Consider the following 16,079-nt stretch of genomic DNA (forward strand, 5'->3'; position numbering starts at 1 on the left):
TCGTCTCAGATCGCGAGTGCCGGCATATTGGCTGGCATTTCCTCATTGAACCGCAACCACGGCGGCGGAAGCTCATCGCACAGCGAATTGAGCGTGTCCCGATCGCGCACGGTATCCATCGGATGCCAGAAACCGTCGTGACGATACGCCATCAGTTCGCCGTCCTTGGCCATCTGGGTCAGGGGCGACTGCTCGAGCGGTTCGGCATCATCGACCATGTAATCCAGAACACCCGGTTCGAACACGAAGTAGCCGCCGTTGATCCAGGTGTCGCGCTTGCGAACCTTTTCCGTAAACGCGAAGACCCGATCACCCTTGAGTTCGATGTTGCCGAAGCGTGCAGGCGGCTGAACGGCGGTGACGGTGGCAAGCTTTCCATGTGACTTGTGGAAGTCGAGCAGGGCGTTGATGTCGATATTGCCCAGACCGTCCGAATAGGTGCACATGAAGGTTTCGTTGTTGAGCCAGTCACGCAGCCTGCGAATGCGGCCACTGGTCATCGTGTGGGAACCGGTGTCGACAACGCAGACGTTCCAGCCGCCCGGTTCCGACGGTACGAGACGCAGCTTTCCTGTATCCACCGAAACGGAAATATTGTTGGCAATAAGATGGTAGTTGGCGAAGAACTGTTTAATCAGCAACGCCTTGTAACCGGCCGCAACAACGAAGTCGCGATGGCCGAAATGACTGTAAATATCCATGACGCGAGCGATGATCGGTCGACCACCGACCTCGACCATCGGCTTGGGAATGGTGACTGTTTCTTCAGCCAGGCGTGAGCCTAATCCTCCGGCAAGAAGTACGGTTTGCATTTTTCTTCTCCCTGATTGTCTAAACACTGAAAACAACATCTTGGTGTGAAACGAAGTCAGCCCGACTGAAACGATCGCACTGACAAAACATTGAGAGCCACAGACCGGCGGCTCAGTCCTGGCCTCCCGTTGTTCGAACAAAAAGGCGGCCTTCTCCGTAACGGTTGCTCAGTTCGGCAACCGGAACTTCCAGGTAGTTGTTTGCCCGCACATACTCGAGCATCGGCGCTTCAAGGTCGGGGTCGTAGCCAACGAGGATGGCGGCCGGAGGCTGTTTGCCGAACAGATCTCCCAGACCGTCGGCGCCGACCATCCGATAGAAAGCGGCAAGTTCGGCGTCCGTGTAAGGCGCGATCCGGTACGCGAACTGACCGGAGGCAAATTCCGGATAGATGTCGAGACCGGCTTCCATGGGGTAAAGCGGCATGAAGGTTGCCACAGGGCCTTCAGGCACATTGTGCGAGGCCAGCGCCTGCTGCAATTCCTGGCCGCCGCGAACCAGGCGTGCGGAGGTAAAGTCATCAGGTTTGGCAAGGCTTGCGAGCCCGGGCATGAGCCGCGGAAGCGTGATGACGAGCATGACAAACATGCTGGCACAAAGAACCGGCACCACTTGCTGACGGTCCTGTGTTCCGATCTGCCGGTAAAGCAACGCACCAAGGATCGGAAGGCAGACCAGCGGCTGAATGTAATACTGCGGAAAACCGGGTGTCGGAACGAAGCTTAGAACGGCAGCAAGAGCCGTGACTGCGAGGACGACAACAATCTGTCCAAGACATTTGCCGTCCTGCCGTTCACCTTTGTGCCCTGCCCGGAGCGACATCCAGAACAGGTAAACCAGCACTGTTGCAAGGATCAGAGAACCACCTGCCAGCCAGGCTCCGAACGCGAGCTGCAACTTGCCGCCAAGCCCCATCGCCAGGCCGGGTTCGCTGGCGGCGTTCGCCGTCCAGTAGGCGATGTGCGGGCCAGTATGAAATGACAGAACATGCGCAAGAAAGAGCTGCGGATCGTCCAGCAGATACCAGAAGACGGGCAAGGCTCCGACCAGCCCGCCGGCGGCGAGCGGAAGAACAGTTCCGGTCAGGCGTGTGCGCAAGGAAATACGTGCCGGAAGCAGGAAGGCGGCAAGCGCGACCGGGGGAATGAAGACCACCGCACTGACCTTGCTGCCTGCTGCGAGCGAAAGGCACATTCCGGCAACGAAGATCAGGCTGGATCGCGGCCGCTGTTCCATGGTCTCGACCACGAAAAGGCCTAGCCCCAGCAACGCAAACGGCAGCGGCAGCAGGTTGTTGGTCGCGGCCATGCCGGCCTGGCCGAGCAACGGATCCGCGGCGAGAATGGCCACGGCCGAGAACAGTGCCAGCAGCCAGGATCGCGAGATGCGCAGCGTGGTCCAGACAATCGCAAGGATCAGCAGCACCCAAAGAAGAAAGACGCCTATCCTTGCCGCGCCCAGCAAACCCTGATCGCCGAAGACGATATGCATGGAGTGGAAGAACCAGGCGACATTCGGCACATGATTGAAGAAGACGTCCTGGTATAGCTGCCAGTCCGGCATATATTGCGCGGGGGGAACGAACATCATCTCGTCCCGCCGCAAACCGAAGGTCATCAGCCTGCCGTAAAGAGCGCCAAGCAGCAGCGCGACTCCCGCAACCGACGCCACACTGACTGCAAGGCGCAGCCATTTCTGACGGTGTCCGACATGTGAAGCCTGATCAACCGCGGCGGCCAATTGGTTGGACTGCAGGACACTCATTGCTGTGCGTCCTTTCTGCCCGCCCGCACGCCGAGGGCGCGGGCAACAAGAATATAGGACAGGGCCACGACAGGCGGCAGCGACAGGAGCTGGGCACCGAGCGCAGGTATCCCGGCGCCGGTCAGGACCGCAAGCAACAGGGCGTTGAATGCATAGGCTGCCACATAGGCGAGGCCGTAGAGTGGAAGCCTGCCAAAGCCGCTGACACCGAAAACAAACCGGGCATGGATGGAATAGTTCCAGAGGACCCCGAGACCGAACTGCGCCACGAGAGCGACCTGCGGGTGCACACCTGCAAGGACGAGGATTGCGAAGACCCCGTATCCGAACGCTGTATTGATTATGCCGGCGCCAAGAAAACGCACGACCCGGGAAGTCATCAGGTCGGAGAATGCCGTGCGGGCCGTTGTGACGGACTGCGTCATGGGAGGGCTACCTCCGAGACCTGGCAGACCAGTTCGGCTTCGGCCGGAGAACCCAGGCTACGCGAGCCGGAAGCATATCGGACGGCTTCGATGCCCATGAGCTGCATCAGCCTGGCATTCACCCGGTGAATATCATTCTTGCTGCAAACGAGCGCCCGGGCGGCCGCTCCCATCTTTGCAGCCTGCGCCGGTGTTTCGATGAAGCTTTTCATCGCTGCGGCGAGAGCCTGAACATCACCGCGCGGGACGACGAAACCGGAAACACCGTGTTCTATCGTCTCTCCGCACCCCGGCGCATCGGTGGTGATGACAGCGCGCCCGCAGGACATGGCTTCGAGAATGGAACGCGGAATGCCTTCCCGCAGCGACGTCGGAAGAACCAGCACGCTGCTCGCCTGAAGGAAGGGGACGACATCGTTTGTCGCGCCGCGATATCGCAGCAATCCTTCGCTTTGCCAGGCGTCGAGCTGCTCTGGTTCGATCGCATCCGGATTACTGTCGGTCGGGCCCAGGATGTCGAGCTCGAATTCGAGCCCCTGCGCCTTGAGGAGCTTGGCGGCTTCGGCAAGAAGAGCAAGCCCCTTGGACCGAAGCAGCCGCCCCACGAACAGGAAGCGGACTGGTCCCTGCGGAACAGGTGTCGCCGAAAAGCGTGCGGTGTCTACGCCTGAACCCGGAATGTCGTGAAGAGGCACCTGGTCCGGTATCAGCCGATAGTTCCGGATATCCCGGCGGTCCGCACTGTTGTAGCAGAAAGCCGCGGTAAGTTTGCGCAGTGCCATCCGGTGCAGCAATACGGAGGCGCTACGGACATAGCGTCTGCGTCCGGTTGGATTTTCTTCCATGAAGGCATATCCAAGCCCGGTGAACAGCGCGTAGCGGGACCGGATGCCGACCAGCTGTGCTGCAAGGCAGGCATAAACGATCGGCTTCATTGTATATGCGAGGACGAGTTCCGGCTTTTCCTCGCGAAGTGCACGAATGAGAGCCCAGAGGCTGACAAGATCGCTGAAGGGGTTCGTCCCTGTGCGTTTCATGGGGATTTCGCGATGAGCGATCCCGTTCTCCTCCAGAATTCTGGCGGTCTCGGCATCGATCTCGGCGGCGAAAGCGGTCACTTCATAGCCGTTTGCCTGGAAGCGCCGCATGAGATCCAGCCGGAAATTGACCAGCGAATACCCCAGGCTACCGACGACCACAGCCCGCCGACGGCGCCCGGAAGACCCTGTCCCCGACTTGGAAGACACACTGACCGCGTAGTCCATATGGTTGGCAGAAGCGCTCATTAGCCAGTACTCAGCACTTCAGGTGCACCAACCGGCCGCAGAACGGCATGGGGCGGAATTGGCAACTTCACGGTCATTTCCTTCGCACCTGACCATGCAGCGCTTGCACCAACTTTGGCCGGCTCCACCGCGCACGAGGTTTTTGTGCCGTAGCCAGGCACCAGATCCCGAAGCAACTGGTTGACCAAGGACCCGTTCTGGCACCGTGCGGCAAGCTCCAGCTTCAGGATCATTGCCCTCAGCCGCGCAATCGGAACGCCTTCCGGACGTGCGGCGCTGACACCGGGAATGCCGCAATCGGCGCGGGCTTCCGATTTGTCGAACAGTTCCTCGAACAGCTTCTCACCGGGACGCATGCCGATGAAATTGATCTTGATGTCCTGGTGAGGTGTGAGACCGGCAAGACGGATCATGCGTTCTGCAAGATCGACGATCTTGACCGGCTTGCCCATGTCCAGGACGAAGATCTCACCCTGGCTGGTGTCGAACTTCAGGCCGCTCGCCGCAGATACCAGTGTCAACTGGACAGCTTCGCGGATCGTCATGAAGTACCGTTCCATCTTGGGATCGGTGATCGTGATCGGTCCGCCGTTTGAGATCTGGCGCTGGAACAGCGGTATCAACGACCCTGAGGACCCCAGGACATTGCCAAATCGAACAGAGAAGAACCTGGTGCGTTCTTCCGTCTCGTTGGTGATACGGTCTTGCGCCTGGACGTAGAATTCCGCGACGCGTTTGGTTGCCCCCATGACATTGGTCGTGTTGACGGCCTTGTCGGTCGAGATCTGTACCATTGCGAGAGCACCGATTTCGCGGGCCGCATCGGCAACGTTTCTCGATCCGACAACATTCGTCAGAACGCCCTCGCACGGGTTGAGCTCGACGATCGGCACATGCTTCAGGGCTGCCGCGTTGAACACCAGTTCCGGACGGTGTTGCCGGAAGATCGAGTTGACGCGGTCCGCATCCACAATGGAGGCCACATACATCCGCCGCGGTACATCGGGAAAATGCTGCGACAGATCCATATCGATCGAGTAGGCGTTGAATTCGCAGTTGTCGATGATCACGATCTCTGCCGGATGGAAGGACGCGATCTGCCGGGTAAGTTCGCTGCCGATCGACCCGCCAGCACCTGTCACCAGGACGCGTCGCCCTTTGAAGACTTCGAACAGCAACGAGCGTTCCACTGCCTTTTGCGGCCGATCCAGAATGTCATCCGGATCCACGGTTCTCATGTTCTGCCCTTCGCCCAGGTCTGGCGAGCCAAGATCCTCCAGCCCGTGCAGCCTTGAAACGGTTACCCCATGTCCACTGGCCCAGACGGTCAGTTTCTGGATGCCGTCGCTGTCGAAATGGGTCGTCGGTTCGGTCAGGAGCAGCCGCTGTGGCAGTACGTTCCACTGCGAAAGCCGTTCGATCACGTTTTCTGGATCCCTCAGCGTTCCGATGATCTGGACGTCGTGGAAGTAGAGCCCCTGGGTGTTGCGGGCATCATCGATAATTCCGACCGGAAGGTAGCGAGAGCCGGTATTGCGCAAGGAGCGCAGGAAGAGATCGCAACTTGCGCCGGTCCCCACCAGAAGTACCGGAATCCTTGAATCCACCTCTTTCTCCTTGAGGTGGCGGCTTTGACGGGTCAGCTCCCGGCCCCTGGCGATAACCCGCAACGCACCGAGCGCAGGTACGGCGAGGTAAAACTGAACAATTACGACAGGGATGGGAACGGTGGCTGTCACAAGGTTGAAACGTGACAGGATTGCAAGCGAAACGCTTGTGAGCAGGGCTCCCTTGAGCAGAACAACGATGTCTCTCAACGAAGTTGATCGCGTGTCCCGGCGGTAGAACCCGGCCAATGGGAAAATCACGAGACCGCAGACACATGCCAGCGCCGCAAATGGCAGTATCGCAGGCAATAACTGCTTTTGAGCCGATCCGGTCACCGTCAGGAGCACTGCAAGCGCTGCAGACAGTGTAATTGAAACGACGTCACCCAGGACAAGTCTGCGATTAGCTTTCAGCTCGGCCAATAATTGTTGGAACCACCGATTAATCTTCGGCTGGCTTTCCAAGACAGAGTGACCCGATGCTTTTATCCCAATCTTCGACGTCGTCTCAGAAGAATAAAAATCCGCCATAAGCAAACGCTCCGCTAAACACTTGAGGCACAAAAATAGCTGTGCCTCGCCGTCCGCTATTTTTTTAACGGACTGATTATTCTTTGTTTTTTGTTGCTGCGACGGTGGCGTATTTACAAAATGGAAAATAAATAAAACGATTCCCACTTCGTGAATGTAGTTTCGACAAATATTTTCAGTTTTTCCGAAGATTAGTCCCTTAAAAGGACGTCGATCATCTAAAATAATGATCAGGTTTCAAAAATAAAATCTTCAGAGCATGAAAAAATGCCATACGTCACAGCATTTCATGTTAAATTTAGTCTTGCAATTTCAACCCAAGGTGTAACACATAACGCAAGGTTAATAAATAGTTTTTTTCCACAAATTTCTTGGGCGGATTGATCCGATGGCCTTTTTAGCGTTTCCAAACCCCCAAAAAATACGGAAAAAACAATTAAAATCAGCCAGTTCAGGATGCAGCATTCTGACAGTGCAAAAAACGTCATCGCCACTATCGCGGAGGCTGATTTATGATGAAATTGGGCTCTTCCTGTTGCCGTTCGAACCGCATTCGGACGACTCGTTTTCCCTTCGGTTAGACCTGCCGCCGGGGTGGCTGGAGCGAAGCGAGGGCGGCGGACAGACACTATCCATGGAGCTCTGTCAGGGGATTTCGAGGCACCTCTGTAAAGGTGTTGTCCAATTCTTTGCCGGCTTTGGAACGGGAAGTCCGTCCCTACCCTTCCGTTGCTGAATTGGCGGCTTCGGAAAGGAATTCCCAGGGCGCATTCGGTTTGTTGTCCAGGTGCTTAAACAGTGACGTGACTTCCACTTGTAAATTTTGGCTAGTGTGTCAATATTGCGAGGTAGATGCTTATCTTAGGTTCGTAGTTTTCTTTCTATTTTGGTTTTATTGGCCTTCAGAATCTTCTCTGTTTTTTAATTTCAGGAGCCAAGGATTCCGATGAACAGGTTTATTGAAATTTTATTGTGCCTCTGTGCGTTGGTTTTTGCTTTTCCGTTTTTCGTGTTCGCGGCATTGCTCACACTGCTTACGTTGGGTCGGCCGGTTTTTTTCACGCAAACGCGAGCAGGAAAAGGCGGCACGGTGTTTATCCTCGCCAAGCTGCGCACCATGAGCGATGCGCGCGATGCCGGCGGGAACCTGCTGCCCGACGAAAGACGCGTCTCCACATCCGGTATTTGGCTGAGACGCCTTCGGCTCGATGAGTTTCCGCAGCTGCTGTCAATCCTTCGCGGTGAGATGGCCCTGGTCGGACCACGCCCCTTGAAGCCCGAGACAGTGGCGCAATTCGGGGCAGACGGGGTCCGGCGCGGAGCCGTGCGGCCGGGGCTCACCGGATGGGCCCAGGTGAGCGGTAACACGTCTTTGAGCAACGAGGAGAAATTGCGACTGGACCTTTGGTACATCGCGCATCGCTCCGCAGCGCTCGATCTTCAGATTATCTTTGAAACTATCGGGGTTGCACTTTTCGGTGAGCACAAGAACGCAAGCCGGCTCGATGCCGCAAGCTCCTGGAAAGGTCTCGATAACGGGGCCGACAACAAGCAGGTTTCCGCATGAAGACCGTCTTTGTGGGTGCGGTCGAAGGATCTCTTGAAGCTCTTGCCGCAATTTGCGCCGCCGGTCACGTTCCCGCCCTCGTGGTGACACTGCCGCCGCAGCTGTCCGGCCGGCACTCGGATTTTGCCGATCTCGCGCCGACGGCCGAAAAGTACGGCGTGCCCGTCCACCACACTTCACGATCCGACAGCGAGGAGACGCTCAAGGTCCTTCGGGAAGTCGACCCTGACCTGATACTTGTTATCGGCTGGTCGCAGATTTGCGGGCCGGACTTTCGCGCCATACCACGGCTCGGCTGTATCGGGTTCCATCCCTCTGCCCTGCCGCGCCTGCGCGGCCGAGGTGTCATCCCCTGGACGATCCTTGTGGGTGAAACCGAAGCAGGCGCAACCCTGTTCTGGCTTGGTGAGGGCGTGGACGATGGCCCGATCGCAGCTCAGATGCGGTACGACATCGACCCGGAAACGATCACTGCTCGTGAACTCTATGACCGCGTGAGGAACGCAGTGTCGCAGATGCTGCCGCCCTTGTTGACCCGGATCCAGTCCGGCGAGGTGCCGTCCGAACCGCAGTCTGAAAACGGCGTAAGCATATGTGCGCGGCGGCGGCCGGAAGATGGTCTTATCGACTGGACCCGTCCCGCGGTGGAGATCGACCGGCTTATTCGTGCCGTCGGTCCCCCCTATCCCGGAGCTTTTACGGAAACCTCTGACGGGGCCATGCTGACCGTGACCCGTGCCAGGCATTGCCCCCACAAGGGTCGTTACATCGGTCTTCCTGGCCAGGTCCAGGCGGTTGACGGTTCGGTATTTACCGTCGCATGCGGCGACGGCCAATGTCTTGAAATTCTCGAATGGACCGGCCCTGACCGGTGCCCAGGTCTTCACTCCAAATTCAGCAGTCGTGCAAAATCATGAATTCTCCAATTTTCACCGGCGACGGCCCGGCTCTTGTAATCGCGCCCCATCCCGATGACGAGGTCCTGGGTGCCGGAGGCACAATTGCCCGTCTTGCGGATCAAGGCAGAGCGGTGCATGTCGCCATTGTCACACGCGGACGTCCGCCCAGGTTCTCACCCGAGCAGATCCACACGGTTCGCGAAGAAGCCGCAGCCGCGCATGCCCATCTGGGCATTTCGCAAACCCACTGGCTCGATTTTCCCGCCGCTGAATTGGCAGAGTATCCTCATGCCGACCTGAACGGCGGGCTGGGCGCGCTCGTTCGGGATCTCGACCCGACGCTGGTCCTGGCACCACATCCGGGCGACATCCATCTCGACCATCAGCTCTGCTTTCTGTCCACCCTGGTTGCCAGCCGGCCCCATCAGGCCCGGCATCCCTCCGTCATTGCGGCTTACGAAACTCTTTCGGAAACCAACTGGAATGCGCCGTACCTCACGCCGGCATTCGTTCCAAATGTGTTCGTGGATATTTCAGCAACGCTCGACCGCAAGCTCGAGGCTTTCCAGCTGTTCGCAAGTCAGGTTCGCGAGGCACCCCACGAAAGGTCGGTGGAGTCCCTGCGAGCGCTGGCTACGTTGCGCGGGGCGACCGTTCACCGTTCTGCCGCCGAGGGGTTCGTCCTTGTGCGTTATGTGGTCTGAGGAGAGAGGATATGGGCGGTTGGCCAGTCTACACTGACGAAGAGATCGATGCCGTTACCGGCGTCCTGCGGTCCGGCAAGGTGAATGCCTGGACCGGCCCGGACGTCTTTGCCTTCGAAACGGAATATTGCGAATACACCGGCGCTGCTCACGCAATCGCAATGGCCAATGGTTCGGTAACACTGGACACCGCGCTGCGAATTCTCGACATTCAGCCGGGCGATGAAGTCATCGTGACCCCACGCAGCTTCGTTGCATCTGCCAGCTGTGTGCTCCTGGCCGGCGGCATTCCGGTGTTCGCCGACATTGATCCGGACAGCCAGAACATTACGCCGGAGACGATTGCCCCCCTCATCACCTCGCGCACGGTCGGCATCCTGCCCGTGCATCTGGCGGGCTGGCCCTGCGACATGGATGGCATCCTGGCCCTTGCCCGCGCCCACAATATCTGGGTGATCGAAGATTGCGCCCAGGCGCATGGCGCGATGATCGGTGAACGGCATGTGGGTACACTGGGTGATTTCGGATCCTATTCATTCTGTCAGGACAAGATAATCTCGACAGGGGGTGAAGGAGGGATGCTTCTCACCGACAATCCCGACCTTTGGTCTCGTGCCTGGAGTTTCAAGGATCACGGCAAGGGCTATGCCACGGTGTTTGAAAAAGACCATCAGCCCGGCTTTCGATGGCTGCATGATTCAGGCCCGGGCACCAACCTTCGCATGTCGGGACCTTCGGCCGCTATCGGGCGCATACAATTGTCGCGGCTCGCGGAAACCCGCGCCAACCGGACACACAATGCCTTGACGCTTGCCGAAATCCTCAGCGGATCGAGTGCGTTACGGGTTCCTGTTCCGCCTCAGGCCGTCACCCATGCCTATTATCGCTTTTACGCCTTCGTACGCCCGGACGCCATGGCCGACAGCTGGTCGCGCGACCGGATCCTTGCCGAAATTGCCGAAGCGGGTCTGCCCGCGTTTTCCGGAAGCTGTTCGGAGATCTACAAAGAGGCAATGTTTCGCGACCGCGGGCTGGGGCCCGACAAACCGCTTCCCGTTGCCAGGCAGCTGGGCGAGACAAGTCTCGCCTTCCTCGTGGATACCACGTGGGAACAGGAGCGGATCATCGAGCTGGCCGAAAAAGTCGCTTCGATCGCTGATCGATCGCTTGCGGTGTCGCACAAATCACCTGCAAAGGCCCCCGCCTGAAGCAACCAGCCAGCGTCATGCCGATCAACCCAGATTGGCCTTGAGGCCATCAATGCCTCGGGATCACACGTGATCCAGCGTTGATTGGCGTGTGCCACGTTGTCAGGCGTTCTGAACCCTTCTGTTTCGGTATATTTTCTGTCCGAAGAAGATTTGGTACGGCAATCTCTCGAGTATCAGATAGGAAAAGTGCGAGAAGATTGATGTAAGAATAAATACGACCGCGCCAAAAATTAGAAGGGACATAAATATATTGTCGCCAAACAGGCCGAGAGATGAGAATATTTGCCGTGTAGCAAAGTAAATATACGGATGAACCAGGTAGAAGCTGTAGCTTATTGTTCCGAAGAAGAACATGATCCTGTTGTTCAGTAATTTCCCGGTCAGGCTGTCTTTTGAAGCCGCAAAAAAGAAGTAGGTCGCAGTGGCCAGGACCAGGAGCGCCGGGGCGGGTATGATGGTCGGATAGGCCTCGTAGAACTCGTAGGTCCGAAACTTGAAGTCCCACGTGGAAGCCAGATAGACCCAGACGAAAAACGAAATGGCCTCAAGCGTTTTCGTGTACTTCAAGCCGTTGGTGATTTCGCTCCTGTACATCCAGTAGATGGCGGCCCCGGACAGAAAAAACAGCGCCTTCGGATAATAGTAGGTAAACAGTACCGGTATCGCCAGGGAAGCGATCTTCCAGACGATGTTCATTTTTCTTGTCAGGAAAAAATACGTCATGCAGGCCAACGTATAAAACATCACTTCATAGGTCAGGCTCCAGGCGTTCGGGGCAACCTGCTTTGTTGTTGTGAACAAATCCAGGAAGGTCAGGGAAAACAGGACTGACTCAAGGTTGTTCAGTTCCGGGTACCTGTTTGTCGCGCCATTCAGGATGGCAAAAAACAATGTCGACACGAGAAAGAGCGGATAGAGCCTCAGAAGGCGCCTGAGGGCAAACTCTGACGGAGAATACCTCATCACGCTCGGCAGGATGACAAACCCGCTGATTACGAAAAACAACATGACGCCGGATGTGCCGAAGTTGTGAAACGGCACAATCCCTTCAACATATCCCGGCCTGTCATTGTAGATGTGTTCGGCTGTTCCACCGAGAATATGAGCGACCAGCACCATGATCGACGCAACGCCGCGCAGACCGTGTACGGAATAGTTGAATTGCGAACTTTGCGGCGAAGTGGAATTCATAGCGGACCATATTCAATTTTCGAAAACAAAGGTGATTAACGTCCATTGTCAGCCCTGGTTGGTCTGAAACGACGTCGCTGCTCGACATTCAAAAAGTGCAATCAGAAGTCTTGTATCGAGCCTGCTCGGCATGTTTGGTCGCAGGTATCTCTTCGTTATCAACGACCGTGCGACTGCTAACGTTATTTTCAATTTCAAATTAGTATTTCAAAAATATTATAGAAAACAATAGCGTTGTCAATTTCGATTTGCGTGATGGTAGATCTCATCAAAGGCAGCGCAGTCTCCTCTTCAAAATTGCTTGAGGAGACGTCTCTTTCATTTTTGTTGACTTTAGAGCATGTTGCGCTGAATCGGTTCGTATGGGGCACTTTTGAGCAAGCCGGTACATTGCGCCGCTATTTTCCGATCAATCACGGTGTTCTCTACTATACGGGTTATGTTGTCCCTCCACCTCTCTTGGTTCATCGCGTTGACCGGTCGCGGACAACGGGTTGGAGCCGGTAGCAAAGTGATTGGGGGGAAGGATGCAGGCGCGGTATTAGGTCCCGCCGATCCCTTGCCGCGGCAAAGTGCAGGCGATTGCCTGACCCCCATCATACTGCTTCACGCTCACTTGGGCGATGAACAAGCGAACGGCTTCTCTCTTTATTTGGACAATGAAGAGCCTGACCTTGGACGTCTCAACGCCAAGGAAACGTCAGCCACCGTTTGTGGTGACAAGTCAGCGGAAGGTGTTTGCAATTTGAACAGTTTCAGCCGTTTAGTCGTTTTTTAATACTGTAAGTTGTTTTTTAGTACTAAATCTGTCATCCTTCACTGGCGCACGATAGTCCTCCGACTTTGACTGGCGAAACAATCGCGGAGTGGGGAGCCAAAAGAGTGATCTTCACAGGGAAAAAGATCTGCCTGAGGTAGAGCCAAGGTCGAGGAAAACACCTGCGAACAGTGCCAAGGTCGACGGTTTGTTGCCTGGCAGATTACTTTTTGTCTGCGGAAAGAATGCCTCTGCAAAGGCAATGTTGGAAATGTCCGGATTGATATTACTGCTAACGAAAAGGCCGCCGGGTGCAGTCAGCATTTCGCTTGGAATGGACGAACACCGGGAGTGATATGGAATGAAACTGTTCTTCAGCCGAAATCCCAATCCTCGACTGGCGGTCGCGGTGGCTCGCTATCTCGACGCAAAAATCGAGTTCGAATTTGCCTCGCCCCTCGCCCCTGGTGAGGCTGAGCGATTTCTACCGCTAAATCCCAATCTGTTGTTACCCATACTCTCAGACTCGGGAAAAAGCCTTTGGGAGACCGATGCAATTGCCTGTCGGCTTTCGCGCCTCGGACGTTCGAATTTCTGGCGCACCGGGGACGACGAACCGGAGATGATCCGTTGGCTGAGCTGGAGCAAAGAGAACTTCGAGAAAGCTTGCGATATTGTTCATTTCGAACGGGGGACCAAACAGCGCTACCGGCTTGGTCCGATTGACCCGAAGAAAATCGAGGAAGGTCTACGCCTCTTCCGCAGGTCCGCGGAAATTCTCGAAGTCGAACTTTCTCAACGCGAGTGGCTCGTCGGAAATTCGGTTTCCTATGCCGACTTCCGAATGGCGGCGTATCTGCCCTTCAATGACGTCGCAGGACTGCCGATCGAAGACTATTCTTCGATCGCTCGTTGGTATCAGCAGCTCGAAGAGATCGCTGCCTGGCGTCACCCCTTCAACGGCCTGGATGCACCCCCATTGCCGTCTATCGATCTGGCAGTGCATGCAGACGCCTGAAAATGAACCTCTTCCGCGATACCAACGACCGTGCCGCCGTTGCACGTCTTGAAAGACAGGAGCCGCTCAGTTTTGCAATTCCGGGCTCGGTGTCTCGCGGGGAGCACCTGCAACACCAATCGAAAGGAGACAACCGTGAAAATCGTTACCAGTCTAAGCTTCCGGGGCCAGTGTCGTGAGGCTTTTGAGTATTATGCAAAGGTACTCAACGGGAAGATTACAGCCGCCATGCCTTATGCCGACGCACCTCCAGGCATGCCCATCACCGATGAGGCGTACAAGACCTGGCTGATGCACTGCTGGCTGGAAGTTGGTGACCAGGCGCTGATGGGCGCCGATATGGACATCGGATGGGCGCCTGGCATCGATAAACCCAAAAACGGCTTCGATGTCACGTTGCATACCGAAGACAAGGCAGAAGCGGAACGTTGGTTCGAACAACTGTCCGAAGGCGGCAAGACGGTTATGCCGTTTGCAGAAACCTTCTGGTCACCAGGTTTCGGCTCTCTGGTCGACCGTTTCGGCATTCCATGGATGATCAACGTCATTCCGGCAGCTGACTGGCGCCCGCAGCAGGGTTGAACTGCAAGACACTCTCACATGAGGCACTTTCGAAGAATTTGCTCGTAACGCCCTAGGGAGACCGATGCCAACTTAAACGACGAACGTGCGCAACGAACACTTCTCAAGGCCGAATTCGATGGGTGGCCCTCTCCGGTCCAGCCACTTTCAGGCTTCATCGATCCAACTTGAAAAGAGCGTGCAGGATTTCTATATCGGCGCGTTGAGGACGACCTCATATGTGGAAATAACAAAGCGGGACGACCCGCTACCATTGTTGAGGTTTCAATGCGGTCCCCGCTCGATCGTCTTCGCCAAGCACTAAGCTTCGAAATTATCGCACTCGTCCTGGCCGTCCCGCTCGGAACGGTCGCCTTTGGCGTGCCAATGCATGATGTTGGCGTCGTCAGTGTGGTCAGCGCAACCATCGCGACGCTCTGGAACGTCGTCTACAATTTCGTTTTCGACGTGACCTACAAGCGCCTTATGGGCAAGACCCTGAAGACGCTCATTGCGCGCATCATCCATTCGATTTTCTTCGAGATTGGTCTGCTGATCGTTCTGATGCCATTCATTGCCTGGTATCTGGGTGTGTCCCTTTGGCAGGCTCTGGTAATGGATCTGTTTTTCGTAGCGTTCTACCTGGTCTACGCTTTTGCCTTTAACTGGGCTTACGACAAACTCTTCCCGCTACCCGAGTGGAGAAATCGGCCCGTTACCAGATAGAGGCAATCGAGAAATCACGTCTATATACGGCATCTTGGATAGACTTGGACGCCCGCAACAGGTCCAGAGCTGTGGCCGCACGGCAAGAAAGAGAATGTGTGGCACTTTCTGCGTCGCAATTACAAGCCGATCGCAATTGGTGACCGCACATTCTAACGTTCCATGGCGCCCTTGCCGGCAATGATCTTGTGGCGGAACTTCTCGATTCGAGCGACACGTGTTGCGGACTGTTTGGCCTGGTTAAGATTGAACATGTAGCTTCTTTGCCGACCCGGCGTGAGCGCATAAAATGCATCGGACAGCTCCCGGTCCGTTTGCAGGGCCTCAGCCAATTCATCCGGCATGTCAATTTCCGTTCGTACCTTTGGTGGCTTCGTGCCCTTTTCCGCATGCTCCATAAGTTGCCGAAGGTATGCGCGGATCACTGGTTCCATCTCTTCAACCAGGGCCACATCGGCAAAGCGGATTATGCTCGGTGTACGAGCGTTCGGTCCCTGTGGTTCAAGCACATTTTCCGTGTCATTCAGGAGACCGGCGTTCATGAAACTCAGACGAAAATCGCTGCGAAACGCCCCAAAAATCGCTATGTTTCGGCCAGCGTGCATATAAGTGGGATGCCCCCACTTGACGGTTTCTTCCAGTTCCATGTCAAGGCAGATACGGCGCAGATGCCTCAGACCGTCGATCCAGGGACGGGTTGAACAGTCAGGTGTTTCAAAGCGTTCACAACGACCACAGCCCTTGGTAAAAAAATCCTCCGGATCCGTGATCATCGGCATAGGTTGTTAGCCCTCTTGCTTGCATTCTTCATTTTGGGTTTGCGGCCAGCGTTAGCCCGTGACCTGTTGATATGGTCGGGAACCCTCAACGGGAATATATCAAAGGTTGTGGCGATGAAAGGATCAAACGGCTTTGCAGGGTAGGTTGCCGCCGCTTGCCTGGTGTCAGGGAGCCGTAATTCCACCGACATACCACCCGTGGATACTCCACCGTGAGTGGGGCTTCATTTGAGCGGATTT

Annotated in this window: 15 protein-coding genes; 7 read left to right on the forward strand and 8 right to left on the reverse strand. The window is 56.1% G+C overall.

What is annotated here, in order from left to right; translation table 11 throughout:
• Positions 1–5: 5 nt before the first annotated feature.
• The 6 genes from rfbF to B0E33_RS31055 form a co-directional block, all read right to left on the reverse strand.
• Positions 6–812, reverse strand: a complete 807-nt coding sequence (gene rfbF / locus B0E33_RS28655; RefSeq protein ID WP_022999554.1) for a glucose-1-phosphate cytidylyltransferase — start codon at positions 810–812, stop codon at positions 6–8.
• A gap of 112 nt (positions 813–924) precedes the next feature.
• Complete coding sequence (locus B0E33_RS28660; protein WP_077293929.1) at positions 925–2,577, reverse strand: ArnT family glycosyltransferase; 1,653 nt, start codon at positions 2,575–2,577, stop codon at positions 925–927.
• Entirely contained in the window at positions 2,574–3,002 is a 429-nt protein-coding gene (locus B0E33_RS28665) for a GtrA family protein (RefSeq protein ID WP_077293932.1), read from the reverse strand. The genes B0E33_RS28660 and B0E33_RS28665 overlap by 4 nt, the downstream gene beginning before the upstream one ends.
• Positions 2,999–4,288 carry a glycosyltransferase family 4 protein gene (locus B0E33_RS28670; protein WP_077293935.1) on the reverse strand — a complete coding sequence of 430 codons (1,290 nt, stop codon included), beginning with the start codon at positions 4,286–4,288 and terminating at the stop codon, positions 2,999–3,001. The genes B0E33_RS28665 and B0E33_RS28670 overlap by 4 nt, the downstream gene beginning before the upstream one ends.
• Positions 4,288–6,105 carry a polysaccharide biosynthesis protein gene (locus tag B0E33_RS28675; RefSeq protein ID WP_167579695.1) on the reverse strand — a complete coding sequence of 606 codons (1,818 nt, stop codon included), beginning with the start codon at positions 6,103–6,105 and terminating at the stop codon, positions 4,288–4,290. Before B0E33_RS28675 ends, B0E33_RS28670 begins: the two co-directional genes overlap by 1 nt.
• Positions 6,106–6,713: 608 nt before the next feature.
• On the reverse strand, positions 6,714–7,055 hold the full coding sequence (locus tag B0E33_RS31055; RefSeq protein WP_156912560.1) for a hypothetical protein: 342 nt from the start codon (positions 7,053–7,055) through the stop codon (positions 6,714–6,716).
• A 317-nt stretch (positions 7,056–7,372) separates the two neighbouring features.
• Between B0E33_RS31055 and B0E33_RS28680 the strand changes: the two genes are divergently transcribed.
• From B0E33_RS28680 to B0E33_RS28695, 4 genes are read left to right on the forward strand one after another with little or no spacing between them, the layout of a single operon-like run.
• Entirely contained in the window at positions 7,373–7,993 is a 621-nt protein-coding gene (locus B0E33_RS28680) for a sugar transferase (RefSeq protein WP_077293939.1), read from the forward strand.
• Positions 7,990–8,910, forward strand: coding sequence for a methionyl-tRNA formyltransferase (locus B0E33_RS28685; RefSeq protein ID WP_077293941.1), 921 nt, complete (start codon positions 7,990–7,992; stop codon positions 8,908–8,910). The genes B0E33_RS28680 and B0E33_RS28685 overlap by 4 nt, the downstream gene beginning before the upstream one ends.
• Entirely contained in the window at positions 8,907–9,596 is a 690-nt protein-coding gene (locus B0E33_RS28690; protein ID WP_077293944.1) for a PIG-L deacetylase family protein, read from the forward strand. The genes B0E33_RS28685 and B0E33_RS28690 overlap by 4 nt, the downstream gene beginning before the upstream one ends.
• Before the next feature lie 11 nt (positions 9,597–9,607).
• A complete protein-coding gene (locus tag B0E33_RS28695; RefSeq protein ID WP_077293947.1) occupies positions 9,608–10,804 on the forward strand; it encodes a DegT/DnrJ/EryC1/StrS family aminotransferase in 1,197 nt (398 codons plus the stop codon).
• Positions 10,805–10,906: 102 nt separating this feature from the next.
• On the opposite strand, the gene B0E33_RS28700 is transcribed toward B0E33_RS28695, so the two are convergent.
• The gene (locus tag B0E33_RS28700; protein WP_077293950.1) at positions 10,907–11,998 is read right to left on the reverse strand and encodes an acyltransferase family protein; all 1,092 of its coding nucleotides are present in this window, start codon (positions 11,996–11,998) and stop codon (positions 10,907–10,909) included.
• A 1,118-nt stretch (positions 11,999–13,116) separates the two neighbouring features.
• Between B0E33_RS28700 and B0E33_RS28710 the strand changes: the two genes are divergently transcribed.
• From B0E33_RS28710 to B0E33_RS28720, 3 genes are all read left to right on the forward strand, one after another.
• On the forward strand, positions 13,117–13,773 hold the full coding sequence (locus tag B0E33_RS28710) for a glutathione S-transferase family protein (protein ID WP_077293956.1): 657 nt from the start codon (positions 13,117–13,119) through the stop codon (positions 13,771–13,773).
• Between the two features lie 135 nt (positions 13,774–13,908).
• A complete protein-coding gene (locus tag B0E33_RS28715; RefSeq protein WP_077293959.1) occupies positions 13,909–14,355 on the forward strand; it encodes a VOC family protein in 447 nt (148 codons plus the stop codon).
• 267 nt (positions 14,356–14,622) lie between these two features.
• Positions 14,623–15,060, forward strand: a complete 438-nt coding sequence (locus B0E33_RS28720) for a PACE efflux transporter (RefSeq protein WP_077293962.1) — start codon at positions 14,623–14,625, stop codon at positions 15,058–15,060.
• Positions 15,061–15,212: 152 nt separating this feature from the next.
• Here B0E33_RS28720 and B0E33_RS28725 read toward each other — a convergent pair whose 3' ends face one another.
• Positions 15,213–15,839: a YdeI/OmpD-associated family protein gene (locus B0E33_RS28725; protein WP_156912561.1), complete on the reverse strand. Its 627-nt coding sequence runs from the start codon at positions 15,837–15,839 to the stop codon at positions 15,213–15,215.
• Positions 15,840–16,079: the final 240 nt, after the last annotated feature.

This window comes from Roseibium algicola (assembly GCF_001999245.1).
Classification (GTDB): domain Bacteria; phylum Pseudomonadota; class Alphaproteobacteria; order Rhizobiales; family Stappiaceae; genus Roseibium; species Roseibium algicola.

What these genes read in the sequence shown, in the direction of transcription:
- rfbF (WP_022999554.1), bottom strand. Translation starts at nt 812, where the DNA reads ATGCAAACCGTACTTCTTGCCGGAGGATTAGGCTCACGCCTGGCTGAA.
- B0E33_RS28660 (WP_077293929.1), bottom strand. Translation starts at nt 2,577, where the DNA reads ATGAGTGTCCTGCAGTCCAACCAATTGGCCGCCGCGGTTGATCAGGCT.
- B0E33_RS28665 (WP_077293932.1), bottom strand. Translation starts at nt 3,002, where the DNA reads ATGACGCAGTCCGTCACAACGGCCCGCACGGCATTCTCCGACCTGATG.
- B0E33_RS28670 (WP_077293935.1), bottom strand. Translation starts at nt 4,288, where the DNA reads ATGAGCGCTTCTGCCAACCATATGGACTACGCGGTCAGTGTGTCTTCC.
- B0E33_RS28680 (WP_077293939.1), top strand. Translation starts at nt 7,373, where the DNA reads ATGAACAGGTTTATTGAAATTTTATTGTGCCTCTGTGCGTTGGTTTTT.
- B0E33_RS28685 (WP_077293941.1), top strand. Translation starts at nt 7,990, where the DNA reads ATGAAGACCGTCTTTGTGGGTGCGGTCGAAGGATCTCTTGAAGCTCTT.
- B0E33_RS28690 (WP_077293944.1), top strand. Translation starts at nt 8,907, where the DNA reads ATGAATTCTCCAATTTTCACCGGCGACGGCCCGGCTCTTGTAATCGCG.
- B0E33_RS28695 (WP_077293947.1), top strand. Translation starts at nt 9,608, where the DNA reads ATGGGCGGTTGGCCAGTCTACACTGACGAAGAGATCGATGCCGTTACC.
- B0E33_RS28700 (WP_077293950.1), bottom strand. Translation starts at nt 11,998, where the DNA reads ATGAATTCCACTTCGCCGCAAAGTTCGCAATTCAACTATTCCGTACAC.
- B0E33_RS28710 (WP_077293956.1), top strand. Translation starts at nt 13,117, where the DNA reads ATGAAACTGTTCTTCAGCCGAAATCCCAATCCTCGACTGGCGGTCGCG.
- B0E33_RS28720 (WP_077293962.1), top strand. Translation starts at nt 14,623, where the DNA reads ATGCGGTCCCCGCTCGATCGTCTTCGCCAAGCACTAAGCTTCGAAATT.
- B0E33_RS28725 (WP_156912561.1), bottom strand. Translation starts at nt 15,839, where the DNA reads ATGCCGATGATCACGGATCCGGAGGATTTTTTTACCAAGGGCTGTGGT.